Genomic DNA, 22,843 nt, shown 5'->3' with positions numbered 1-22,843 from the left:
CGGGCGACGAAACCCACGCGGGTACGCGAGGATGGGCCACCCCCGTCCCGAGGAGCGCTGATGGCCACCGACCTGACCGCGCCGCGTACCGCCCGCCCCGACGCCGGGCCGATCCAGCGGCGGACCCTGCGCCTGCTCTTCGGCACCCAGATCATCGGCGGCGTCGGCGTGACCATCGGCATCGCCGTCGGCGCGTTGCTCGCCGCCCGGATCGCCGGCACCGCGATGGCCGGCATCGCGCAGAGCGCCGGCGTGGTCGGTGCGGCGCTGCTCGCCATCCCGGTCACCCGGATCATGGCCCGGCACGGCCGCCGACCGGGCCTGGTCGTGGCGTACGCGATCGGTGCCGTCGGCGGCGTGCTCGTGGTGCTGGCCGCGGTCACCCGGTCGGTGCCGCTGCTCTTTCTCGGCATGCTGCTCTTCGGCGGTGGCACCGCCGCGAACCTGCACGCCCGCTACACGGCGGTGGACCTCGCCGAGCCGGCCCGGCGGGGGCGACAACTCTCCGTGATCATCTGGGCCACCACGATCGGCGCGGTGGCCGCGCCGAACTTCGCCGCGCTCGCCGACCGGGTCACCACCGGCTGGGGGCTGCCGCCGCTGGCCGGGCCGTTCGCGTTCAGCGCGGCTGCGTTCGTGCTGGCTGGCGGCGTACTCCTCGGATTGCTCCGGCCCGACCCGCTGCTCACCGCACGCCGTCTCGCGGCCGCCGACCCGCCCGCCGCCGCTGTGCCGCCTGCCGCCGCTGTGCCGCCCGTAGCTGCTGTGTCGCCCATCGCCGCTGCGCCGCCCGCCGCCGTGGCGGCCGAGGCGCCGGCGGCCGGCGGCCCGGTCGACGGCGCGACGCCGGCCGCCGCGCCGGTCGGGGTGCGCCCGCCGCGCGGCGCCGGGATGCGGGCGGCCTGGTCGGTGGTACGCGGGCAGCCCGCCGCCCGGCTCGGCATCGCCGCCGTGGCGGTGGGTCACCTGGTGATGGTGGCGGTGATGGCGATGACCCCGGTCCGGCTCGGTGAGTCGCACGCCGACGCCGACGTGCTGCGGCTGGTCGGCATCGTGTTGAGCCTGCACATCGCCGGCATGTACGCGTTCTCCCCGGTGGTCGGCTGGCTCACCGACCGGCTCGGTCGGCGGGCGGTGATCCTCGGCGGGGTCGGGCTGCTGCTGGCCGCCTGCGCGGTCGCCGGCACGGCCGGGCACCACACGCCCCGGCTCTCGGTCGGTCTGGTCCTGCTCGGGCTGGGCTGGTCGGGGACGATGGTGGCCGGCTCGACGCTGCTCTCCGAGTCGGTGTCGGCCGACGTGCGGCCGAGCGTCCAGGGCTTCTCCGACCTGATCATGGGGCTGGCGGGTGCCGGTGCCGCCGTGGCCAGCGGGTTTGTCATGCAGGTGGCCGGATATCCAGTGCTCACCCTGCTCGCGGCGGTCGCGACAGCGCCCCTGGTGGCGCTAGCGTTGCGCCCGGTGCCGACCGGGGCGCCGGGCGAGGAGGGTTGATCACGTGCGGCTGACCGACTTCTGGGCGCGCTTGGAAGAGGCGTTCGGGCCTGGCTACGCGGCCAGCATCGCCCGCGACCAGGTGCTGTCGCAGCTCGATGGACGGACCATCGAGCAGGCACTGGCGTCGGGGCAGCAGACGCACGTGGTGTGGCGGGCGGTCTGCGCCGCGTACCCCGATCGAGTGCCCGCCCGACTACGCTGAGCAGCCTTTTCGTCGCTTCCGCGTGTCGCTTGTCGAGTCGTACACCTGTTCGGCTATTGTCCACAGCGGGGTGCTCGTCCACAGCTCGCGGCCCGTCGGCTGGTTTTCTGTCGGACCTAGCGCCTAGCGTGTCCCGCGTGACGCGAAGCTCAGCAAAGACGCCGGCGAAGGCAGGGGTGGCAACCATGGCAGCAGGGCCTGACCGGGAGAAGGCACTCGACCTTGCTCTCGCTCAGATTGACAAGCAATTCGGCAAGGGCTCGGTGATGCGGCTGGGGGACCGGCCGGTCGTCCAGACCGCCGTGATCCCGACCGGCTCCATCGCGCTCGATGTCGCGCTCGGCATTGGCGGCCTGCCGCGCGGCCGGGTGGTCGAGATCTACGGCCCGGAGTCCAGCGGTAAGACCACGGTGGCGCTGCACGCGGTGGCCAGCGCCCAGCGGGCCGGCGGCATCGCGGCCTTCATCGACGCCGAGCACGCGCTCGACCCGGAGTACGCGAAGGCCCTCGGCGTCGACACCGACGCGATGCTGGTCTCCCAGCCGGACACCGGCGAGCAGGCGCTGGAGATCGCAGACATGCTGATCCGCTCCGGCGCGATCGACATCATCGTGATCGACTCGGTGGCGGCCCTGGTGCCGCGCGCCGAGATCGAGGGTGAGATGGGCGACAGCCACGTGGGCCTCCAGGCCCGGCTGATGAGCCAGGCGCTGCGGAAGATCACCGGTGTGCTCAGCAACACCGGCACCACGGCGATCTTCATCAACCAGCTCCGGGAAAAGATCGGCGTGATGTTCGGCAGCCCGGAGACCACCACCGGTGGTCGGGCGCTGAAGTTCTACGCCTCGGTCCGGCTCGACGTGCGACGCATCGAGAGCCTCAAGGACGGCACCGACGTGGTCGGTAACCGCACCCGGGTCAAGGTCGTCAAGAACAAGGTGGCCGCGCCGTTCAAGCAGGCCGAGTTCGACATCATGTACGGCAAGGGCATCTCGCGCGAGGGCTCGCTGATCGACGTCGGCGTGGAGCAGGCGATCATCCGCAAGTCCGGCGCGTGGTACACGTACGACGGTGACCAGCTCGGCCAGGGCAAGGAGAAGGCCCGGGAGTTCCTGAAGGAAAACCCGGACGTGGCGGCCGAGATCGAGAAGAAGATCCTGGAGAAGCTCGGCGTCGGTGTCGGCGCGAGTGACGCCGCCGGTGGCCCGGAGCTGCCGCCGGTCGACTTCTGACCGGTCGCTGACCCAGATGGCAGGACGACGCGCTCGTACGGGGCGGGGCTGGGATGCCAGCCCACCCCGTGCGGGCGACGCCAGCGATCCACCCCGCCCCCGTCAGGGCCGCCGGGGCCGCCCCCAGGAGGGTGACGCCGCCGAGCCCTCGGCGCCGCCGCGCGACGAGTCCGAGGTGGCCCGGGAGATCTGCCTGCGCCAGCTCGCCGTCCGGCCCCGCACCCGGGCCGAGTTGGCCGGGGCGCTGGCCAAGCGGGGCATCTCCGAGCAGGTGTCGGCCGAGGTCCTCGACCGGTATGACGACGTCGGCATCATCGACGACGCCGCGTTCGCCCGCGCCTGGGTGTCCAGTCGGCACGCTGGGCGTGGCCTGGCCCGCCGGGCGCTCGCCAACGAGCTGCGCCGCAAGGGCGTGGACGGCGAGGTGGCCACCGAGGCGCTGGGTGAGCTGGACGAGGAGACCGAGGCGGAGACCGCCCGCGCCCTGGTGGACCGCAAACTGCGGACCGCCCGGGGTGAGCCCGACGCGGTTTTCCGCCGGCTGGTGGGGATGCTGGCCCGCAAGGGTTACCCGCCCGGTGTGGCGATCCGGGCGGTGAAGGACGCGCTGGCCGCGCAGAGCGCCGAGGCGGCCGAGTTCGCCGAGCAGATCGACGCCGACGCGCTCGCCGACGCCGAAGGTGAGCTGGATCGCGACAGCCGTCCGGTGGAGTAAGCGGTGGTGCGCGCCGTCGTGGTGTCACATAGCCGGCTCAGCGTCCGGCGTCGTCCCTGCTGAACAGGCACGACGCTCGGATCGGGGCCGTCGTCTCGCCGCGTTTGTCCGGGCGTATCCGACACCGCAATTGCTTTAGGTGACGCCGCAACTTCTCTCCGTTCGGGGGGTTTGATCATGAGTCCTTGACCAGACCACCCCCGGAGACCTAGCCTCGCCATACAGGCTCACATTGCCCGACCAACGCAGGCTAAGTCCACAACATAGATCGCGTAACAGAACAGCATCACTTTGGCCGACTCCGCGGCCTATGGCGGCAGTTCCGGACAGGCCGGTCCGGGACGCCGCGACAACTGCACCCGGTCGCCGACGTTGCCTGCGGGCACCGCCGGCGGAGAGAGCTACCCACGGCCAGCCGCTCCGGTCGGGCGTCCACAGCCGCAGGAGTGTGCCTATGGCACATTCGCTGCGGTCTTGACGTTCAGGGGAGGCGGCCATGACGGGGCGGCGGCACAGGTTCACCGGTAGACCCAACGGGGTCCCGGCATGAACGCCCTCGACGTCGTGCTCCTCGCGGCCGTCCTGATCCTCGCCGTGGTGGTGGTCGTGGCCGTGCTGGTCGGCGTCCGGACGCTGCGCCGGATGGGTGCGGCACCGGCCCCGGAGGATCCGGCCTTCATCGCCGAGAAGGACCGTCAGGAGCAGTCGCTGGCCGCCCTGCGCAACGCGGCGGACCAGGCGAACAGCACGATCGACGTGGCGAAGTCGGCGGCTGCCGCCGCGCGTACCGAGGCGGCGGCGGCGACGGCCGAGGCGAAGGCGGCCCGGGCCGAGGCCCGACGGATGCTCGACGACGCCCGCGCCGAGGCGGACACCGTGCTGGAACGGGCGCACAAGCAGGCCGAGGCGGACGCCGAGCAACTGCGTACGACGGCCCGCCGCAGCGGCGAGCGGGAGGTCGCGGTCCTCGCCGCCACCACTCGCGAGCAGGCCGCCGAGGTGGAGCGCCGGGCGGCGCGGATGGACGAGCGGGAACGCCTGCACACCGAGGAGGTGGAGCGGTTCGCCGAGCGGGAGCGGCAACTCACCGCGGCGAGCGCCGCCCTCGCGGCTCGGGAGTCGGCTGTCACCCAGCGCGAGGCCGAGCTGGCCGAGGCGGAGGAGCTGCGCCGCCGGGAGCTGGAACGGGTGGCCGGCCTCACCGCCGACGCGGCCCGGCTGGAGCTGATCGAGGTGATCGAGACGTCCGCCAAGCGGGAGGCGGCGCTGCTGGTGCGGGACATCGAGTCCGACGCCCGCAACACCGCCGAGCAGCGGGCCCGGCACATCGTCGTGGACGCGATCCAGCGGGTCGCCAGCGAGCAGACCGCCGAGAGCGTGGTCAGCGTCCTGCACCTTCCCGGTGACGAGATGAAGGGCCGGATCATCGGTCGGGAGGGGCGCAACATCCGCGCCTTCGAGTCGGTGACCGGGGTCAACCTGATCATCGACGACACCCCCGAGGCGGTGCTGCTCTCCTGCTTCGACCCGGTACGCCGGGAGGTCGGCCGGCTCACCCTGGAGAAGCTCGTGCTGGACGGGCGGATCCACCCGCACCGGATCGAGGAGGTCTACGACCTGGCCCGTCAGGAGGTGGAGCAGCTCTGCCTCCGCGCCGCCGAGGACGCGCTGGTCGAGGTCGGCATCACCGAGATCCACCCGGAGTTGGTCACCCTGCTGGGTCGCCTGCGCTACCGCACGTCGTACGGGCAGAACGTGCTCAAGCACCTGGTCGAGACCGCGCACATCGCCGGCATCATGGCGGCCGAGCTGCGGCTGGATGTGCCCACCATCAAGCGGTCGGCATTCCTGCACGACATCGGCAAGGCGCTTACCCACGAGGTGGAGGGCAGCCACGCCATCATCGGCGCCGACCTGGCCCGCAAGTACGGCGAGCACGAGGACGTGGTGCACGCCATCGAGGCGCACCACAACGAGGTGCCGCCGCAGACCATCGAGGCCGTGCTGACCCAGGCGTCCGACGCCTGTTCCGGCGGTCGGCCGGGTGCGCGCCGGGAGAGCCTTGAGGCGTACGTCAAGCGGCTGGAGCGGATCGAGGAGATCGCGGCCGGCAAGCTCGGCGTGGACAAGGTCTTCGCCATGCAGGCCGGCCGGGAGATCCGGGTGATGGTCAAGCCGGACGACGTGGACGACATCGGGGCGGCCGTGCTGGCCCGGGACGTGGCCAAGCAGATCGAGGAGGAGCTGACCTACCCGGGTCAGATCCGGGTCACCGTGGTCCGCGAGTCCCGGGTCACCGAGATCGCCCGCTGATCCACGACACCGTCGGCCCGGCCTGGTCGACGGGCGGATCGCGCGGCCAGCGCCGTGCGGACCCCCGCGACGGCGAGACAGAGGATTCGCGGTGCGCTGCTCGCTGATGCTCTGGGAGATGGACAGAGGGCCAGCCCGAACGCCGGGCTGGCCCTCTGTGCTGCGAGCGGGGTGTCAGACGCCGCCGGCACCCTCGGCCTGGGACATCAGTGCCGCGGGCGGCGGGTTCTGTGCCGGGGTGTCCGCGGTCTTGCGACCCTGGGCGAGCCGGCGCTGGACGTACTGCGCGAGCTTCGACAGCGAGTAGTTCACCACGATGAAGAGAACGGCGATCACGACGTAGACCTGGATGGGGTTGCCCAGCGCGCCGATGATCTGCTTGCCGATGTTCAGCGTCTCCTCGTAGCTGATGATGAAGCCGAGTGAGGTGTCCTTCAACACCACCACCAGCTGACTGATCAGCGCTGGCAGCATGATCCGGAATGCCTGCGGCAGGAGGATCATCCGGGTCGACTGGAACGGTGAGAGGCCGAGCGCGGCGGCGGCCTCGCGCTGCCCGCCGGGCAGACCCTCCATGCCCGAGCGCAGGATCTCGCCGATCACCACGGAGTTGTAGATCGTGAGACCGATGACCAAGTACCAGAGGTTGTCGAAGGCGATGCCGAACTCGGGAAAGCCACGGGCCACGAAGAAGATGGTGATCACGACCGGCAGGCCGCGGAACACTTCGACGCAGACCCTGGTGACCGCTGAGAGCAGCGTGCTCAGCCCTCGCAACAGGTACGCCAGCGGAGTGGCGAGCCCGGTGAACTTGCGGCCGGTCAGGCTCTTGAGCTGGATCCGCAACATCGCCAACAGCGTGCCGACCACCAGCGAGGCCACGATGGCCATCACCGCCGCGATCAGGGTGTTCTTGAAGCCGAGGCCGATCCGCTCCCATACCGCGGAGAAGTTCTCGTTGGAGGGGTCGATGAGCGGACCCCACAACTCCATCGACAACTGGCCCTTCTCGTCCAGTGGTCGGTAGATCAGGAAGTACGCCCCGACGAGCAGGGCCAGCCCGGCGGCGATGCTGCTGATCAGCGTGATCCGCTGCTGTCGGGGCCCGGGAACGTCGTAGAGGACGCTTGTCTGCTGACTCATCGGGCCACCGCCTGTCGCTTCTCGATCCGGTCCAGCAGGGTGCCGAGCGGCACCGTCATGATCAGGTAGCCGATCGAGATGCCGATGGCGACCGGGACGAAGGCGTAGCCCTCGGCTCCGGTGAGCTGGTCGGCCGTGGCCGACAGATCGCCGACGACCCCGAAGAAGCCGGCCAGCGCCGAGTTCTTGATCATCGCGATGATCACCGAGCCGAGCGGCACGATGGAGGCCTTCCAGGACTGCGGCAGCACCACGTAGCGCAGGTTCTGCCCGAAGGTCAGGCCCAGCGAACGCGCGGCCTCCGCCTGGCCGGGGGGCACCGCGTTGACGCCGGACCGCAGCGCCTCACAGACGAACGCCGCCGTGTACAGCACCAGGGCGATCAGCGCGAACCGGAAGTACGGCAGGTCGGTGCCGAGTCGGGTGAACAACGAGTCGATCACCGGGATGCGGAGGAAGTCCGCGTTGGAGCCGAGCGCCGGCAGACCGAACGCGGCGAAGAACATCACCACGGTCAGCGGCAGGTTGCGGAAGATGTTGACGTAACTGGTGCCGAGCGCGCGTAGCGGCGGCACCGGCGAGATGCGGAGCACCGCCACGATGGCGCCCAGGATGAGGGCACCGATCGCGGCGAGTACGCAGATCTGGAGGGTGAGCCAGAAACCACCCGCAAAGACGTCGAACTTGTCGATGAGCACGTTCACGGGTCGGTGTTCCTCCCCACCCTCCAGATCGAAGGATCAGTAGCGGTTGATGGTGGGCGCGGAGCCCAGCTCGGCGCCGAACTTGCCGGCGGTGTCGTCCCAGGCCTTCTTCCAGCTACCGTCGGCGACAGCCTTGTCCAGCGTGTCGTTGATGAAGCTGCGGAAGTCCGCGTCGTCCTTCTTCACACCGATGCCGTACGGCTCCTTGGTGAAGTTGGCGCCGGCCAGCTTGAAGGACGCCTCGTCCTTGGCGATGTAGCCGAGCAGGATCACGTTGTCCGTGGTCACGGCGTCGACCTGGCCGCCCTTGAGGGCGTCGCGGCACTTGTCGTAGGTGTCGAAGAGCACCAGCTGCGAGCCGACGTCCTTGACGTACTTCTTGATCTCCTCGGCCGGGGTGGAGCCGGTGACCGAGCAGACCTTCTTGGTGCCGTCCTTGAACGAGTCCGGGCCGGTGATCGTGGTGTCGTCCTTCTTCACCATGACGTTCTGGCCAGCCTCGTAGTACGGCCCGGCGAAGGCGATGCGCTCCTTGCGCTTGTCGTTGATCGTGTAGGTCGCGGCGACCAGGTCGACCGTGTCGTTGACGATGACGTCCTCGCGGACCTTCGAGGGGGCCTCGACCCACTCGATCTTGTCCTCGGAGATGCCGAGCTCCTTGGCGATGATCTTGGCGATCTCGACGTCGAAGCCCTCCGGCTTGCCCGACAGGCCCTTCTGGCCGAAGCCAGGCTGGTCGAACTTGGTGCCGACCTTGATCTTCTGGGCCTTGTTCAGCTTCTCCATGGTGCTGCCGGCGGCGAAGGACTTGCTGCTAGAGCCGGTGCCCTCCCCGTCGTCGTCGCCACCGCAGGCGGTGAGGCCGAGCGCCAGAGCGGCGACAGCGGCGATTGCCGCAACGCGCGTAATACGCATATTCTTCTCCTTCTTCGACGGAGCCCACCGGGGGACGGCGCGCTCCACTACGGACGCCTAGTGCGTGAGGATCTTGGAGAGGAAGTCCTTGGCCCGCTCGCTGCGCGGGTTGGCGAAGAACTCCGCTGGTGGGGCGTCCTCGACCAACTGCCCGTCGGCCATAAAGATGACCCGGTTCGCGGCATGCCGGGCGAAGCCCATCTCGTGGGTGACCACGACCATCGTCATGCCGTCGCTGGCCAGTGAGGTCATCACGTCGAGCACCTCGCCGACCATCTCCGGGTCCAGGGCGCTGGTCGGCTCGTCGAAGAGCATCGCCTTGGGCTGCATGGCCAGCGCCCGGGCGATGGCCACCCGCTGCTGCTGCCCACCGGAGAGCTGGGCCGGGAACTTGTCCGCCTGGTTGGCGATGCCGACCCGGTCGAGCAGGGCGAGGCCGCGCTCGCGGGCGGCTGCCGGCTTCTCCTTGCGGACCTTGACCGGGCCGAGAGTGACGTTCTCGAGGATGGTCTTGTGGGCGAAGAGGTTGAAGGACTGGAAGACCATGCCCACTTCGCTGCGCAGCTTCGCGAGGGGCTTGCCCTCGGCCGGCAGCGGCTGACCGTCGAAGATGATGGTGCCGGAGTTGATTGGTTCCAGTCGGTTGATGGTGCGGCACAACGTCGACTTGCCGGAGCCGGACGGGCCGATCACCACGACCACCTCGCCCCGACCCACCGACAACGAGACGTTGTCCAGCACGTGCAGCGGTCCGAACCACTTGTTGACCGCGTCCAGCACGATGAGCGGTTCGCCCGTCGTCACGTCGTCCACCGTCCCCTGTCGTCTCCCGGATCGGGGCCGGATGACCCCTGGTTGGGCAACTGTAGGCGGCCTGACGTGGCGGAACGCAACCCAGTTGGTCACGGAGCGGTAACACCGGGCCGACTCGTGGCCCCGGATTCAATTTCGGTCACCGGTGACAGCGCTCGTGGCGGCGGCAGCGCGTAACCGAGATCATAGTGAGATGACAGAACCGGTGAGGTTGACCCGTTACGCCCGCGGTGGGGGCTGCGCCTGCAAGATCCCCCCGGGCGAGCTGGAGATCATGGTGGCGGGGCTCGGCCCGGCCACGGGCACCGCCGAGCTGCTCGTCGGTCTGGACCACGGCGACGACGCGGCAGTGGTCCGACTGGACGAGCGGACCGGCCTGGTCAGCACCGCGGACTTCTTCACCCCGGTCGTCGACGACGCGTACGACTGGGGTCGGATCGCCGCGGCCAACGCGCTCTCCGACGTGTACGCGATGGGCGGCGTCCCGCTGGTCGCGCTCAACCTGCTCTGCTGGCCGCGCGACGTGCTGCCGATGGAGTTGGCCGGCGAGGTGCTGCGCGGTGGTCAGGACGTGGCCCGGGAGGCCGGCTGCCACCTGGCCGGCGGGCACAGCGTGGACGACGATGGCCCGAAGTACGGCCTCGCGGTCACCGGCACGGTCCGACCGGAGGAGCTGATCACCCTCGACGCCGGCCGGGCCGGGGTGCCGCTGTCGCTGACCAAGCCGCTCGGGGTGGGCGTGCTCAACACCCGGCACAAGACCACTGGCGAGAGCTTCCCGGAGGCCGTGGCGACGATGAGCGCGCTGAACCGCGACGCCTCCCGGGCGGCGGTGGCCGCCGGCATCCGCTGCGGCACCGACGTGACCGGGTTCGGTCTGCTCGGGCACGCCTCGAAGCTGGCCCGCGCCAGCCGGCTGACGGTCGCGATCGACACGGCCCGGGTGCCCTACCTGGCCGGCGCCCGGGAGGCGCTGCGCGACGGGTACGTCAGCGGCGGCAGCCGGCGCAACCTGGAGTGGGTCACCCCGTGGACCGATTTCGGTGCCGTGGGCGAGGACGAGCGGTTGCTGCTGGCCGACGCGCAGACCTCCGGCGGCCTGCTGGTGGCTGGCGAGGTGCCCGGCGCGCCCGTGGTGGGCGAGTTGTTGCCCCGCAGCGAGCACCTCGTCGTCCTGCGGTGACCCTCTCGGCGGCCGTCGCCGAACACGGGGTGGCGGTGGTGGGGATCGCGCACCATACCCGATAAACTGTCACCTTCCCGCTACTCAGAGCAATGCTGCTCAGGGAAATTTGGTCCGGAATGGTCACAGACCGGTAACTTGCCCCCGGCTGGGGTCAAATGCCCCCCACCATCGTCAGTAAGGCCCGATCCGGAGGCCGGTGGGACGAACGCAGCGAGGAGGCGGAATGACCGAGCTGTGGAACTGGAGAATCGACCGGGTGCGACCCGTTGAGGTCTACCCGGCGCTGGCCGAGGCACTCGGTCGGGTGGTGATGCCGTTGGCCGTGGCCGACCCGGCCCGGCTGCCGGCGTACGCGGTGGTGTGCGACGTCTGGCAGGCGCCGGGCGAGTTCGCGACGGTGGTCGACTGCTACGGGGTGCCCGAGCAGCTCGCCGAGCACGCCAGCATCGCCGCGCTGGCCCGTCTGCTGGACCGCAACTGCCTGCTGCGCGACGACACGCTCGACGCCGGCCGGCACCTGCTCGTCGCCCCGGACGGCACGGTCCGCCCGGTGCACTTCGACGTGCGGGAAACCGACGACGGTGAGGTGCTCAGCGGCCAGCGGCTCTGCACCCTCGCCGACCCGGGCTGCCGGGGCTGGTCGCAGTGTCACCGCTCGCGCTGGGCGCCCGACACGGTCGCCCCGGCTCTCGCCGCGGCCTGACCGGGCGGGCCCGCTCGGTGCGGGCCAGCGCCGGGTGCCGGGGCGCTCAGCTGTGAGCGGCGGCGGCCGGCTGGTCGGCGACGGCGGCCGGTGCGGCGCCCCGGACCACCAACTGGTCGAGCATGGTGCGGGTGGCCTCGGCGACGGCGGCCACCGCGGCGTCGAACGCGGCGGCGTTGTGCGCGGCGGGCGCCCGGAAGCCTGAGATCTTCCGGACGTACTGCAACGCCGCCGCCTCGATGTCCGCGTCGGTCACCTGCGGGGTGAACGGCTCACGCAACGTCTTGATGCTCCGACACATATCGGTTGCTCCTCGGTTCGGGGGATCCGGCCGACCCGGATACGCTGTCCGGGTCATGACTACCGCAGCGGCGGGCAGCCCGCGCACCTACCAGGTGCGCACCTACGGCTGCCAGATGAACGTGCACGACTCCGAGCGCATCTCCGGCCTGCTCGAACAGGCCGGCTACGTGCGTGCGCCCCAGGCCGACGACACCGCAGACGTCGTCGTCTTCAACACCTGCGCGGTGCGGGAGAACGCCGACAACCGCCTCTACGGCAACCTCGGTCATCTGCGCCCCGTGAAGGACAAGCACCCCGGCATGCAGATCGCCGTCGGGGGCTGCCTGGCCCAGAAGGACCGCGGCGAGATCGTCCGCAAGGCGCCCTGGGTGGACGTCGTGTTCGGCACGCACAACATCGGGGCGTTGCCGGTGCTGCTGGAGCGGGCCCGGCACAACGCCGCCGCCGAGGTGGAGATCCTGGAGTCGCTGGACGTCTTCCCGTCCACGTTGCCGACCCGCCGCGAGTCCACGTACGCCGGCTGGGTCTCGATCTCGGTGGGCTGCAACAACACCTGCACGTTCTGTATCGTGCCCTCCCTGCGCGGCAAGGAGAAGGACCGCCGCCCCGGCGACATCCTCTCCGAGGTGCGCGCCCTGGTCGACGAGGGCGTGCTGGAGGTGACGCTGCTCGGGCAGAACGTCAACTCCTACGGCGTCGAGTTCGGCGACCGGTACGCGTTCGGCAAGCTGCTGCGCGCGTGCGGCGACATCGACGGGCTGGAGCGGGTCCGGTTCACCAGCCCGCATCCGAAGGACTTCACCGACGACGTGATCGCGGCGATGGCCGAGACGCCGAACGTCTGCCACTCGCTGCACATGCCGTTGCAGTCCGGCTCCGACGACGTGCTCCGGGCGATGCGCCGGTCGTACCGCTCCGAGCGCTACCTGGGGATCATCGAGAAGGTCCGGGCGGCGATGCCGGATGCGGCGATCACCACCGACATCATCGTCGGCTTCCCCGGCGAGACCGAGGCCGACTTCCAGCGCACCCTGGACGTGGTCCGCGAGGCCCGGTTCTCGTCGGCCTTCACCTTCCAGTACTCGAAGCGCCCCGGCACCCCGGCCGCGACCATGGACGGCCAGCTGCCCAAGCAGGTCGTGCAGGAGCGCTACGAGCGGTTGATCGCCACCGTGGAGGAGATCACCTGGGCGGAGAACAAGCGCCTGGTGGGGGAGACCGTCGAGGTGCTGGTCGCGGTCGGTGAGGGCCGCAAGGACGAGCGGACCGGGCGGATGTCCGGCCGGGCCCGCGACGGTCGACTGGTGCACTTCGCGACCGAGGCCCCCGGCGGGGAGTCGCTTGCCGGCCAGATCCGGCCGGGGGACATCGTGCACACCACGATCACGTACGCCGCGCCGCACCACCTCAACGCCGACGGGGCGCCGGTGGCGCACCGCCGCACCCGGGCCGGCGACGCCGCAGAGGCGGGCCGCTCCCCGCGTACCCCCGGGGTGTTGCTCGGTCTGCCCACGATCGGCGCTCCGGTGGTCGCGGCCGCGACCACCGGTGGCTGCGCCGCCCACTGAGCAGGGGCCCCCTGTCGCCGTCGGCGCGACGACAGGGGGCGCACCGATCAGACCGTGATCCGACCGGCGCCGGCGCCGGCCGTCACGATGGACTTGACGTTGCTCGCCGTGTCCAGTTGGTAGGAGTACGGGATGCTGGCGACGCTGCCGCCGGCCTGCCCGGTGGGTGAGTTGACGAAGTGGTTGTTGCGGGCGACGATGCGGCCCGGGCCGGAGTCGCCCTCACCGAGGTGGTACGGGTCGCTGACGTTCTCGAAGTAGTTGCCCTCGACCAGCACCCCGGCGTTCTCGGTGGAGGCCACCCCGTAACCGCCGTTGGCCCGGTAGTAGTTGTTGAACACGTGCACCGGGTTGCCGAAGCGCACCCGGGGGTTGCGCTGGTTGCTGCCGTCGAACCAGTTGTGGTGGTAGCTCACCCGCAGGTGACCGATGTCCTGGCCGCCGTTGTCGTCGCTGTGGCCGAGCAGCATGGTCTTGTCGTGGTTGAAGACCCGGTTCCACGACACGGTGACGAAGTCCGACCCGCGCTTGATGTCGACCGCGCCGTCGTACCCGCTGCTGAAGCTGTTGTGGTCGATCCAGATGTTGGTGGCCGACTCCTGCACGTTGATCGCGTCGTCGTTCCAGTTCCGGAAGGTCAGGTTCCGGATGATGATGTTGCGGTCGCCGCTGATGTTGAGCCCGCAGCCGGCGATGGTCGCGCCGGAGTTGCCGAGGATGGTCTTGTTGGACCGGACCCGCAGCATGCCCGAGCAGGAGATTGTCCCGGACACCCGGATCACCGCGGAACCGGTGGCGTTCAGCGCGCTGGTCAGCGCCGAGGCGTTGGTGACGGTGGTCGTCGGCGCCCCGCCGCCGCCGGTGGTGCCGCCGTTCTGGGTGGCCCAGCCGACCAGCCCGGTCTGCGGCGGAATGCTGGGCACCGGGTCGCTGGGCAGCGGGTTGCTCGGCGCCGGTGTGCTGGGCGACGGGTTGGTGGGTGTGGTCGGCGTGGTGCCGCCGGTGCAGGCCACGTTGTTCAGGGTGAAGCTGGTCGGCACCGGGTTGCTGGCGTTGTTCCAGCTCGCGTTGAAGCCGAACGAGGTGCTGCCGTTGGTCGCCAGGTTGGCGTTGTAGTCGACGTTGGTCGCCGAGACCTGGCTGCCGCTCTGCGAGACGGTCGCGCCCCACGCCTGGTTGACCTGCTGGCCGGCCCCGTACGACCAGCGCAGCGTCCACCCGGAGACGGGGTCGCCGAGGTTGGTGACCGTGACGTTGCCGGTGAACCCGCCCGGCCACTGGCTGGCCACCGAGTAGGCGATCTGGCAGCCGGCCGCCGCCTGGGCCGAGACGGCGGTCAGGAGGCCTACGGTGAGCAGGGTGGCGGTGGCCGCGGCGGTGGTGGCGATCAGCGTCATCCGACGCTGTGCTGTACGCATGCTGCTTCCTTTCGGTGAGGCGGACGCACCGTCGCGACGCCCATGCCCGTGGGCGGCGAGGTGGCTAGGGCTCTGAGGTCCCGGGTCCGCCGGTGCGGTTCGGTGCGGAGAGCGGCTCCCGCGCTCGCGCCGCCCGCATCGATTGGCAAGCGCTTTCCCGATGGAAACATAGAAGGAACTGGATGTAAATGCTCCGTGCGGCCGGGGTGCGCCGCCCTGCGGAGGGTCGGCGCTCGAAGTGGACCCGAGGTGGCCGGCGCCCTCGGCGTGGGCGCCGGCCCTCTCGGTGGCTCAGCAGCTGACGCCGTTGAGCCTCACGGTCGCCGGGGCGCTGGCCGTACCGTTGGCGGTGAAGCCCACGGTGACCGACGCCCCCGCCGCCAGGGACGGCGCGTGGCTTGGCGCGGCGGCCGTGACCGTCGTACCGGCCTGGGTGACGGTGGCGTTCCACCCGCTGCCCAGCGTCACCCCGGCCGGCCAACTCCAGGTCGCCGACCACGGGTTCACCGCGCCGGAGCCGGTGTTCTTCACGGTCAACTCGCCCTGGAAGCCGCCCGGCCAGGCGTTGACCTGCCGGTAGGTGGCCGTGCAGGCACCGGTCGGCGGGTTGCTTGGGCCGCCGGTGGGCGAGGCCGTAGCGGTCGGCGTCGGCGTCGGGCCGCCGCCACCGGACGGCGCGATCAGGTACGGCTGGAGGATCGCCTGCTTGGTGGTGTTGATGTTCGTCCAGTCGTCCAGCGCGATGCCGCCGGTGTCACCGGAGTTGGGGTTCCAGGACCAGTAGGTGAAGGACATCCCGGTCACCCCGGTGCCGGTGTACGCCATCAGTTTCTCCAACCACACCCGGTCCTTTGGGTCGGCCAGGGTGCTGCCGAACTCACCCATCATGATCGGGGCGATGTTCTGCTTGTAGAGGTAACCCCAGTACTTGTCCCAGATCGTCGGCAGGTTCGCCGGGTAGTCCGGGGCGTCGAACCAGGCCTGCCGGTAGACCGAGGTGGCGTACTCGTGCGGCGAGTAGACCAGCCGGTTGGCGACGTTCAGCCGTACCGGGAACTCGCCGGCCTTGGACAGGTTGCCACCCCACCAGCCGCAGTCCTCGTCGTTGCTCGGGTCGTTGTCCCATACGTTGGAGAGGCCACCACTGGGGCAGCTCACCCCCTCCACGAAGATCAACCAGTTGGGCTGGACACCGAGGATGGCGTTGCCGGCCCGCTCGGCGGCGAGCCGCCAGTCCCGCGCCGGGTCACCGCAGCCCCAGCAAGCGCCGGTTGCCGCCGGGTTGGTGCCCTCGGCGTGCGGCTCGTTGTGCAGGTCCGCGCCGATCACCGTGGGGTTGCCCGCGTACCGCTGGGCGAGCATCTTCCAGTCGTTGATCCAGGTCGCCTCGGAGACCGTCGACGTGTACCAGAGCGGCGACTGCCCGGCCGCCGTCGGCCGGTGCCGGTCCAGGATGATCCGCATCCCCTTGCTGCCGGCGTAGTCGATCACCTTGTCCAGGATCTGCAACGGCGAGAGCCCGACCAGGTCCGGGTTGACGAAGTCGTTGACCCCGCTGGCGGTCGCCCCCGGCTTCAACGCGTCGTTCGAGTACGGCACCCGCAACGTGTTGTAGCCCAGCCGGGCCATCGTGTCGAGCTGCCCCCGCCACGGGTTGTTCGACCACAGCCCGTGGAAGGTCTTGTTGTCGGTCTCCATGCCGAACCAGTTGATGCCGGTCAACCGGACCGTGGCGCCGGTGCTGTCCACGATCTGGTTGCCGTTCGTGTGCAGGTAGCCGCTGCCGGTGCCAGCGGCGACGGCTGGGCTGGTGCTGACGGCGGCGGCGAGGAACACGCCGGCCGCGGCGGTGGCGAGCGCGGTCAGCGCGCCGCCGAGTGCGGTGGGACGGAACATGCGAGCTCCACTTCGGAGGCCCGCGCCGGCCGTGGGGGGCGCGGGCGGGCGGCCGTCGGCACGTCACGCTCCCTTTGGGGTACGCGGACAGTGCGCGACGGTCCATGTCACGCGGACGGGGACACTCGCGCAAGCTCACCGGCGACCCGTGACAGCGGTGTCCCGCCGTCCTTGCCCTGGTGCCGGTGGCCCAGCCTGACTCCGTCGCCCATTCTCATCAGCCCACCTCGATGCGTCAACCGGACCACCCCTCCCGCTCCCGCCCTCGCCTCCCGGCAAGATCCACACAACATCGCGGATATTGCTGCTTCCCGCGCGTCGGAAGCAGCAACTTCCCTGAAAGTGTGTTGATCTTGGCGCGGGCGCGGGCGCGGGCGCGGGGCGCGGGGCGCGGGGCGCGGGGCGCGGGGCGCGGGGCGCGGGGCGCGGGGCGCGGGGCGCGGGGCGCGGGGCGCGGACATGCGAGAGCCCTCGGCCCCGTCAAGGGTCGAGGGCTCTCGGAACGCCTTGGGTCAGCCGGCCTGCTCGGCGAGCTGGAGGAACTGGCGCTTGGAGGCGAGAGCCTGCTCGGCCTCCTTGATCCGGCGGGCGTCCCCGGCGCTCTGCGCCCGGGCCAGCCGGTCCTCGGCCTCGGCCACCTGGGCCCGCATCTGGGCGAGCAGCGGGTTGTCCTCCTTGGTGGTACGACGCCACGCCGAGTCCATCACCTCGCGGACCTTGTCGTCGATGGCGCGCAGTCGACGCTCCAGCCCGGTGGCGGCCTCGCGGGGCACCCGGCCGGCCTCGTGCCACTGGGCCTGGATCTCCCGCAGCTTGGCCTGGGCGCCCTTCGGGTCAGCGTCGATGTCCAACGCCTCGGCCTCGGCCAGCAGGGCCTGCTTACGCTCCAGGTTGCCGCGCTGCTCGTTGTCCCGTGCGGAGAAGACCTCGCTGCGCCGGCTGAAGAAGGCGTCCTGCGCGGCCCGGAACCGTTCCCAGAGCTTCTGCTCGGCCTCCTTCGAGGCGCGCGGCGCGGCCTTCCACTGCGTCATCAGCTCCTTGAGCTGGTTGGCCGCGGCGGCCCACTCAGTGGAGTCCTTGAGCTTCTCGGCCTCGGCGACCAGCTCTTCCTTGGCGGTCTGCGCCTGCTTGCGCTGCGCGTCCAGGGTGGCGAAGTGGGCGCCCCGACGCCGGGTGAAGCCGTCCCGGGCGGCGGCGAACCGCTTCCACAGCTCGCCGTCGGCCTTCTTGTCGACTCCGCGAATGGTCTTCCACTCGTCGAGGATCTCCTTGAGCCGGTCCCCGGCCGTCTTCCAACCGGTGGACTCGGCGGCCAGCTTCTCGGCCTCCTCGACCAGCGCGGTCTTGCGGGCCAGGGCCTCACCGCGGGCGGCATCCCGGGCGGCACGCGCCTCGGCGGCCTTCTCCTCGGCGAGGGTGGCCAGCTTGTCCAGCCGCGCGGCCAGGGCGTCGATGTCGCCGACCACGTGGGCCTCGGGCAGCGTGGCGCGGATCCGCCGGATCGTGCTCAACGAGTGCCCGGCGTCCGCCGCGCCCGAGTTGAGCCGTGCTTCGGTCAGGTCCACTTCGGTGACCAGGTCGGCGAAGCGGCGTGCGAAGTGCGCCAGGCCCTCCTCCGGTGCTCCCGCCTGCCAGGATCCGACAACCCGCTCGCCCTCGGTGGTTTTGACGTAAACGGTGCCGTCCGCGTCCACCCGTCCGAAGGCAGTCCAGTCGCTCATGTGCCCATCCTCGTTCTCCCGGCGTCGAGGGAATGACCCCCCGTCGCCGCCACGGCGCAGCCAAGTTACTTCCGGCATTGTCACAGGTCCGCCCCGGTCCGCGTCGAGCGCCTATCGCCGACCGTGACCATACGGTGTCCTAGGGCCCGATTGACCGGATCGGCGCGCAGACCCACCGGGGAGTCCCGCTACGGTGATTGGGTGCCATTGGTCGCCGCTGCCGTCTGCCCGCATCCGCCCCTGCTCGTGCCCGAGGTGGCCGGAGCGGCGGCGCCCGAGTTGGACGACCTGCGTGCGGCCTGTGACACCGCCGTCGGTCGGTTGTTCGCCGCCGTCCCGGACGCGGTGGTGCTGATCGGCGCCGGCCCGACGACCGGCCTGATCCGGCCCCCGGCCACCGGGTCGCTGCAGCCCTGGGGTGTCGATCTGGACGTGCCACTGGTCCCCGGTCAGCCGGACCGTGGCGCGGTGCTGCCGCTGAGCCTGACCATCGGCGCCTGGCTGCTGGGCCGCCACGCCGCGCGTCCCCCGGCGTCCGCCGGGCCGGGGTCCCCCGCGCGTGCCCCGGTGACGGCGGTGCCGGGGTCCGCCGCGCCGGGGACAGCAGTGCCGGTGACCGCGGCGCAGGTGACCGCCGACGCCGGCCCGGCCGAGCTGACCGCGCTCGCCGAGGAGGTCGCCGCCGCCGGTGACCGGGTCGCGCTGCTGGTGCTCGGCGACGGGTCGGCCTGCCGGGGCGAGAAGTCACCGGGGTACGACGATCCGCGTGCCCTCGCGTACGACATGCGGGTCTCGGCGGCCCTGGCCGGGGCGGACCTGGACGGTCTGCGCGACCTCGACCCGGGGTTGTCGGCGCAGCTGAAGGCCGCCGGCCGGGCACCGTGGCAGGTGCTCGCGGGTGCGGCCCGGGCGACCGGCGGCGGGTGGCGCGGTGAGCTGCTGCACGACTCGGCCCCCTACGGTGTGGCCTACTTCGTGGCCTCCTGGGATCGGGCGTGAACGGCGGCGTGGCAGGCACGGTCGTGGCGGTGGTCGGCCCGACGGCGGCGGGCAAGTCGGCGCTGAGCATCGCTCTGGCGCATGCCCTGGACGGGGAGGTGGTCAACGCCGACTCGATGCAGCTCTACCGGGGCATGGACATCGGCACCGCCAAGCTGACCCCCGCCGAGCGGGACGGTGTGCCGCATCACCTGCTCGACATCTGGGAGGTCACCGAGCCGGCCAGCGTCGCGGAATATCAGCGGCTGGCCCGCGTGGCAGTGGACGACATCCTGTCCCGGGGGCGGGTGCCGCTGCTGGTCGGCGGGTCAGGGCTGTACGTGCGGGCGGTGCTGGAGCGTTTCGAGTTCCCCGGCACCGACGCGGCGCTGCGCGAGCGGCTGGAACGGGAGTTGGCCGAGGTCGGCCCGGCGCCCCTGTACGCGCGGCTGCGCGCCGCCGACCCGGCTGCCGCCGAGAGCATCCTGCCCGGCAACGGGCGCCGGATCGTCCGGGCGCTGGAGGTCATCGAGTTGACCGGTGCGCCGTTCACGGCGTCGCTGCCGGTGCCGACGCCGTACTACCCGTCGGTGCAGCTCGGGGTCGACCTCGACACCGGCCTGCTGGACGAGCGGATCGCGGTGCGGGTGGACCGGATGTGGGCCGACGGCCTGGTGGCCGAGACCCGCGAGCTGGCGGGTCGGGGGCTGGCCGAGGGCCGGACGGCCAGCCGGGCGCTCGGCTACCAGCAGGTGCTGCGGCTGCTCGCCGGTGAGCTGACCGAGGCGCAGGCGCACGACGAGACGGTCCGCGCCACCCGGCGCTTCGTCCGCCGTCAGCGCTCCTGGTTCCGGCGCGACCCGCGGATCCAGTGGCTGGATTCCTCGGCGCCGGACCTGATCGAGGCCGCCCTGCGTGTGGTGCCCGCCGCTGCGCGATGATTGAGGGCGTGGAGTTCACCAAGGGCCACGGCACCGGCAACGACTTCGTCCTCCTTCCCGACCCGGACGGTCAGCTCGACCTGACCCCGGAGTTGGTCGCGGCGCTCTGCGACCGGCGACGGGGCATCGGCGCGGACGGGGTGCTGCGGGTGGTCCGCGCGGCCAAGCATCCGGATGGCGCCGGGCAGGCCGGCGAGGCCGAGTGGTTCATGGACTACTGGAACGCCGACGGCTCGTTCGCCGAGATGTGCGGCAACGGCTCGCGGGTCTTCGTCCGCTACCTGGTCGACAACGGGCTGGTGACTCCGACGGGCGCGGCGCTGCCGGTGGCCACCCGGGCCGGGGTGGTGCGTGCGCTGATCGAGGGGGACACCGTCGCCGTCGAGATGCGGCGCCCCCGGCTGTACGACGACTCCACCGCCACCCTCGGCGGTCGGGCGCTGCCCGGCACTGCCGTGGATGTCGGCAACCCGCACCTGGTCTGCGTCCTGCCGGCCGACCTGGAGTTGGGCGCGCTGGACCTCACGACCGCGCCCGGGTTCGACCCGACGGTCTTCCCGTCCGGGGTGAACGTGGAGTTCATCGTGGCCGGCGAGCCGGTCGACGGTGTGGACGAGCACACCCTCATGCGGGTGTACGAGCGCGGCAGCGCCGAGACGATGTCCTGCGGCACCGGTGCCTGCGCGGTGGCCGCCGTGGCCCTGCGCGACGCCGGCCGGGGCACCGGAGTGGTCGCCGTCGACGTCCCGGGGGGCCGGGTCACGGTCACCGTCACCGACGACTCCTGCTGGCTCGCCGGCCCGGCTCTGCTGGTGGCCACGGGCGAGGTCGACCTCGACGCACTCCCGACCACCGCCTGACCCCGCACGCCGCTGGCGGGTCGTGGTCCGCGCGGCCGGCCGGTCCGCGTTCGGGCGCTGATCCGCCTGGGCGCGGTGGGGCACCGTGCCCCTTTTGCTCTGCTTCAACAGACGCAACGGCCGGTGTCCGATAGTCGGACACCGGCCGTTGCGCTGGTTGAAGCAGAGCAAAGGGCACGCGACGACCACTCAAGGTGGCCGCCGCGTCGGCTCAGGGGGTGGCGCTGGCGTTGGCGGCGATCTCGGGGAGGTCGGCCGGGCCGGGGTCGGCGGCCGGGAGCGGGCTGGGGTTGTTCGCGGCGGCGCGCACGGCCGCGGCTACCGCCGGGGCGACCCGCGAGTCGAAGACGCTCGGCACGATCACCGTCGGGTTGATCTTCTCCTCACCGACCACGTCGGCGATGGCCTGGGCGGCGGCGAGCGCCATCTCCTCGGTGAACTCCTCGGCGTGCGCGTCCAGCATGCCGCGGAACACCCCCGGGAAGGCGAGCACGTTGTTGATCTGGTTCGGCTGGTCGGAGCGGCCGGTGGCGACCACCGCGGCGTGCTTGCGCGCCTCCCGAGGGTCGACCTCCGGGTCCGGGTTGGCCAGCGCGAAGACGATCGCGTCCTTGGCCATCTGGGCGATGTCGTCGCCGGTGAGTAGGTTCGGCGCGCTGACCCCGATGAACACGTCGGCGCCCCGGATCGCGCCGGGCAGGTCGCCTGAGTAGTTCTCCTTGTTGGTGTTCTCCGCCAGCCACTGCCAGGCCGAGTTGAGCCCGGTCAGCCCGCGGTGCAGGGCGCCCTCGCGGTCGTACGCGATGATGTCGCCGACGCCCTGGCGCAGCAGCAGCTTCATGATCGCGGTGCCGGCTGCGCCGGCTCCGGAGACCACCACCCGGACGTCCGCGAGCTGCTTGCCCACCACCCGCAGGGCGTTGGTCAGCGCGGCCAGCACGCAGATCGCGGTGCCGTGCTGGTCGTCGTGGAAGACCGGAATGTCCAGCGCCTCCCGCAGCCGGGCCTCGATCTCGAAGCAGCGCGGCGCGGCGATGTCCTCCAGGTTGATCCCGCCGTACGCGGGTGCGATCGCCTTGACGATCTGCACGATCTCGTCGGTGTCCTGGGTGTCCAGCACCACCGGCCAGGCGTCCACGCCGCCGAAGCGCTTGAAGAGGGCGGCCTTGCCCTCCATCACCGGCAGCGACGCGGCGGGGCCCAGGTTGCCGAGGCCGAGCACGGCCGAGCCGTCGCTGACGACCGCGACGGTGTTGCGCTTGATCGTCAGCCGGCGCGCGTCCGCCGGGTTCTCGGCGATCGCCATGCAGACCCGGGCCACCCCCGGGGTGTACGCCCGGGACAGCTCATCGCGGTTGCGCAGCGCGACCTTGGAGGTAACTTCGATCTTGCCGCCGAGGTGCAGCAGGAACGTCCGGTCCGACACCTTGCGGACGTCCACGCCGTCCAGCGCGGTGAGCGCCTCGACCACCTGGTCGGCGTGGCTGGCGTCGGCGGTGTCGCAGGTCAGGTCGACGATCACGTGGGTCGGGTCCGAGTCCACCACGTCCAGCGCCGTGACGATCGCCCCGGCCTCGCCGACAGAGGTGGTGAGTCGGCCGATCGAGGAGGCGTCTGCGGTCACTGCGATCCGGATGGTGATCGAAAATCCGGCGCTCGGCAGTCGGGTGATGGCCACGGGGTCCCTCCGTCACGGCTGGGCGGCCGTTCGGCCGCCGCCCCGCATTTCTACCGG

Annotated in this window: 20 protein-coding genes; 11 read left to right on the top strand and 9 right to left on the bottom strand. The window is 71.3% G+C overall.

The window, feature by feature from the left end:
• The first annotated feature begins 60 nt into the window (after window positions 1-60).
• The 5 genes from ABZ780_RS10790 (at window position 61) to rny (ending at window position 5,959) form a co-directional block, all read left to right on the top strand.
• Window positions 61-1,494, top strand: coding sequence for an MFS transporter (locus ABZ780_RS10790; protein ID WP_357485610.1), 1,434 nt, complete (start codon window positions 61-63; stop codon window positions 1,492-1,494).
• 4 nt (window positions 1,495-1,498) lie between these two features.
• Entirely contained in the window at window positions 1,499-1,699 is a 201-nt protein-coding gene (locus ABZ780_RS10785) for a DUF3046 domain-containing protein (RefSeq protein WP_355167865.1), read from the top strand.
• A 185-nt stretch (window positions 1,700-1,884) separates the two neighbouring features.
• A complete protein-coding gene (recA, locus tag ABZ780_RS10780; protein WP_357012219.1) occupies window positions 1,885-2,931 on the top strand; it encodes a recombinase RecA in 1,047 nt (348 codons plus the stop codon).
• Between the two features lie 16 nt (window positions 2,932-2,947).
• Window positions 2,948-3,646, top strand: a complete 699-nt coding sequence (locus ABZ780_RS10775; protein ID WP_357485609.1) for a regulatory protein RecX — start codon at window positions 2,948-2,950, stop codon at window positions 3,644-3,646.
• Window positions 3,647-4,192: 546 nt separating this feature from the next.
• On the top strand, window positions 4,193-5,959 hold the full coding sequence (gene rny, locus ABZ780_RS10770) for a ribonuclease Y (RefSeq protein ID WP_357485607.1): 1,767 nt from the start codon (window positions 4,193-4,195) through the stop codon (window positions 5,957-5,959).
• Window positions 5,960-6,133: 174 nt separating this feature from the next.
• Here rny and ABZ780_RS10765 read toward each other — a convergent pair whose 3' ends face one another.
• Genes ABZ780_RS10765 through ABZ780_RS10750 form a run of 4 tightly spaced genes read right to left on the bottom strand, consistent with a single transcriptional unit; the run spans window position 6,134 to window position 9,534 of the window.
• Complete coding sequence (locus ABZ780_RS10765; RefSeq protein ID WP_357012228.1) at window positions 6,134-7,102, bottom strand: amino acid ABC transporter permease; 969 nt, start codon at window positions 7,100-7,102, stop codon at window positions 6,134-6,136.
• Window positions 7,099-7,806, bottom strand: coding sequence for an amino acid ABC transporter permease (locus tag ABZ780_RS10760; RefSeq protein ID WP_357012231.1), 708 nt, complete (start codon window positions 7,804-7,806; stop codon window positions 7,099-7,101). Before ABZ780_RS10760 ends, ABZ780_RS10765 begins: the two co-directional genes overlap by 4 nt.
• Before the next feature lie 36 nt (window positions 7,807-7,842).
• Window positions 7,843-8,721, bottom strand: coding sequence for a glutamate ABC transporter substrate-binding protein (locus ABZ780_RS10755; RefSeq protein ID WP_357012234.1), 879 nt, complete (start codon window positions 8,719-8,721; stop codon window positions 7,843-7,845).
• Between the two features lie 57 nt (window positions 8,722-8,778).
• Window positions 8,779-9,534 (bottom strand): amino acid ABC transporter ATP-binding protein, encoded by a 756-nt coding sequence (locus ABZ780_RS10750; protein ID WP_357012236.1) that lies wholly within the window; start codon window positions 9,532-9,534, stop codon window positions 8,779-8,781.
• Window positions 9,535-9,727: 193 nt separating this feature from the next.
• Here ABZ780_RS10750 and selD point away from each other — a divergent pair, with 193 nt between their 5' ends.
• Complete coding sequence (gene selD / locus ABZ780_RS10745; protein ID WP_357012238.1) at window positions 9,728-10,717, top strand: selenide, water dikinase SelD; 990 nt, start codon at window positions 9,728-9,730, stop codon at window positions 10,715-10,717.
• Window positions 10,718-10,943: 226 nt separating this feature from the next.
• Window positions 10,944-11,423 carry a hypothetical protein gene (locus ABZ780_RS10740; protein ID WP_357012241.1) on the top strand — a complete coding sequence of 160 codons (480 nt, stop codon included), beginning with the start codon at window positions 10,944-10,946 and terminating at the stop codon, window positions 11,421-11,423.
• Window positions 11,424-11,469: 46 nt separating this feature from the next.
• Here the strand turns inward: ABZ780_RS10740 and ABZ780_RS10735 are convergent, their stop codons facing one another.
• Window positions 11,470-11,724 (bottom strand): DUF2277 family protein, encoded by a 255-nt coding sequence (locus tag ABZ780_RS10735; protein WP_357012244.1) that lies wholly within the window; start codon window positions 11,722-11,724, stop codon window positions 11,470-11,472.
• 55 nt (window positions 11,725-11,779) lie between these two features.
• Between ABZ780_RS10735 and miaB the strand changes: the two genes are divergently transcribed.
• Window positions 11,780-13,294 carry a tRNA (N6-isopentenyl adenosine(37)-C2)-methylthiotransferase MiaB gene (miaB, locus tag ABZ780_RS10730; RefSeq protein ID WP_357012246.1) on the top strand — a complete coding sequence of 505 codons (1,515 nt, stop codon included), beginning with the start codon at window positions 11,780-11,782 and terminating at the stop codon, window positions 13,292-13,294.
• Window positions 13,295-13,341: 47 nt separating this feature from the next.
• Here miaB and ABZ780_RS10725 read toward each other — a convergent pair whose 3' ends face one another.
• The 3 genes from ABZ780_RS10725 to ABZ780_RS10715 all read right to left on the bottom strand — a co-directional run bounded on the left by ABZ780_RS10725 (window position 13,342) and on the right by ABZ780_RS10715 (window position 18,329).
• Window positions 13,342-14,712: a cellulose binding domain-containing protein gene (locus ABZ780_RS10725; protein ID WP_357485606.1), complete on the bottom strand. Its 1,371-nt coding sequence runs from the start codon at window positions 14,710-14,712 to the stop codon at window positions 13,342-13,344.
• A gap of 291 nt (window positions 14,713-15,003) precedes the next feature.
• Window positions 15,004-16,608 (bottom strand): cellulase family glycosylhydrolase, encoded by a 1,605-nt coding sequence (locus ABZ780_RS10720; protein WP_357485604.1) that lies wholly within the window; start codon window positions 16,606-16,608, stop codon window positions 15,004-15,006.
• A 512-nt stretch (window positions 16,609-17,120) separates the two neighbouring features.
• The gene (locus ABZ780_RS10715) at window positions 17,121-18,329 is read right to left on the bottom strand and encodes a DUF349 domain-containing protein (RefSeq protein ID WP_357012252.1); all 1,209 of its coding nucleotides are present in this window, start codon (window positions 18,327-18,329) and stop codon (window positions 17,121-17,123) included.
• Between the two features lie 201 nt (window positions 18,330-18,530).
• Between ABZ780_RS10715 and ABZ780_RS10710 the strand changes: the two genes are divergently transcribed.
• The 3 genes from ABZ780_RS10710 to dapF are packed head-to-tail and all read left to right on the top strand — an operon-like array spanning window position 18,531 to window position 21,108.
• Entirely contained in the window at window positions 18,531-19,328 is a 798-nt protein-coding gene (locus ABZ780_RS10710; RefSeq protein WP_357485603.1) for a class III extradiol dioxygenase subunit B-like domain-containing protein, read from the top strand.
• Window positions 19,325-20,248 carry a tRNA (adenosine(37)-N6)-dimethylallyltransferase MiaA gene (gene miaA, locus ABZ780_RS10705; RefSeq protein WP_357485601.1) on the top strand — a complete coding sequence of 308 codons (924 nt, stop codon included), beginning with the start codon at window positions 19,325-19,327 and terminating at the stop codon, window positions 20,246-20,248. Before ABZ780_RS10710 ends, miaA begins: the two co-directional genes overlap by 4 nt.
• 8 nt (window positions 20,249-20,256) lie before the next feature.
• Window positions 20,257-21,108 carry a diaminopimelate epimerase gene (gene dapF / locus ABZ780_RS10700; RefSeq protein WP_357485600.1) on the top strand — a complete coding sequence of 284 codons (852 nt, stop codon included), beginning with the start codon at window positions 20,257-20,259 and terminating at the stop codon, window positions 21,106-21,108.
• A gap of 211 nt (window positions 21,109-21,319) precedes the next feature.
• Here dapF and ABZ780_RS10695 read toward each other — a convergent pair whose 3' ends face one another.
• On the bottom strand, window positions 21,320-22,786 hold the full coding sequence (locus ABZ780_RS10695; RefSeq protein WP_357012260.1) for an NAD-dependent malic enzyme: 1,467 nt from the start codon (window positions 22,784-22,786) through the stop codon (window positions 21,320-21,322).
• Between the last annotated feature and the right edge of the window lie 57 nt (window positions 22,787-22,843).

Origin of the sequence: Micromonospora sp. NPDC047467 (genome assembly GCF_040643095.1) — a bacterium.
Classification (GTDB): domain Bacteria; phylum Actinomycetota; class Actinomycetes; order Mycobacteriales; family Micromonosporaceae; genus Micromonospora.
Note: the sequence above shows the minus strand (reverse complement) of the source record. Positions and strands in the feature narration are given on the sequence as shown.

Bases quoted from the DNA above. Each gene is read 5' to 3' on its own strand.
- ABZ780_RS10765 (WP_357012228.1), bottom strand. From the start codon at position 7,102: ATGAGTCAGCAGACAAGCGTCCTCTACGACGTTCCCGGGCCCCGACAG.
- selD (WP_357012238.1), top strand. From the start codon at position 9,728: ATGACAGAACCGGTGAGGTTGACCCGTTACGCCCGCGGTGGGGGCTGC.
- ABZ780_RS10755 (WP_357012234.1), bottom strand. From the start codon at position 8,721: ATGCGTATTACGCGCGTTGCGGCAATCGCCGCTGTCGCCGCTCTGGCG.
- rny (WP_357485607.1), top strand. From the start codon at position 4,193: ATGAACGCCCTCGACGTCGTGCTCCTCGCGGCCGTCCTGATCCTCGCC.
- recA (WP_357012219.1), top strand. From the start codon at position 1,885: ATGGCAGCAGGGCCTGACCGGGAGAAGGCACTCGACCTTGCTCTCGCT.
- ABZ780_RS10715 (WP_357012252.1), bottom strand. From the start codon at position 18,329: ATGAGCGACTGGACTGCCTTCGGACGGGTGGACGCGGACGGCACCGTT.
- ABZ780_RS10790 (WP_357485610.1), top strand. From the start codon at position 61: ATGGCCACCGACCTGACCGCGCCGCGTACCGCCCGCCCCGACGCCGGG.
- ABZ780_RS10725 (WP_357485606.1), bottom strand. From the start codon at position 14,712: ATGCGTACAGCACAGCGTCGGATGACGCTGATCGCCACCACCGCCGCG.
- miaB (WP_357012246.1), top strand. From the start codon at position 11,780: ATGACTACCGCAGCGGCGGGCAGCCCGCGCACCTACCAGGTGCGCACC.
- ABZ780_RS10740 (WP_357012241.1), top strand. From the start codon at position 10,944: ATGACCGAGCTGTGGAACTGGAGAATCGACCGGGTGCGACCCGTTGAG.
- ABZ780_RS10720 (WP_357485604.1), bottom strand. From the start codon at position 16,608: ATGTTCCGTCCCACCGCACTCGGCGGCGCGCTGACCGCGCTCGCCACC.
- ABZ780_RS10735 (WP_357012244.1), bottom strand. From the start codon at position 11,724: ATGTGTCGGAGCATCAAGACGTTGCGTGAGCCGTTCACCCCGCAGGTG.
- ABZ780_RS10775 (WP_357485609.1), top strand. From the start codon at position 2,948: ATGGCAGGACGACGCGCTCGTACGGGGCGGGGCTGGGATGCCAGCCCA.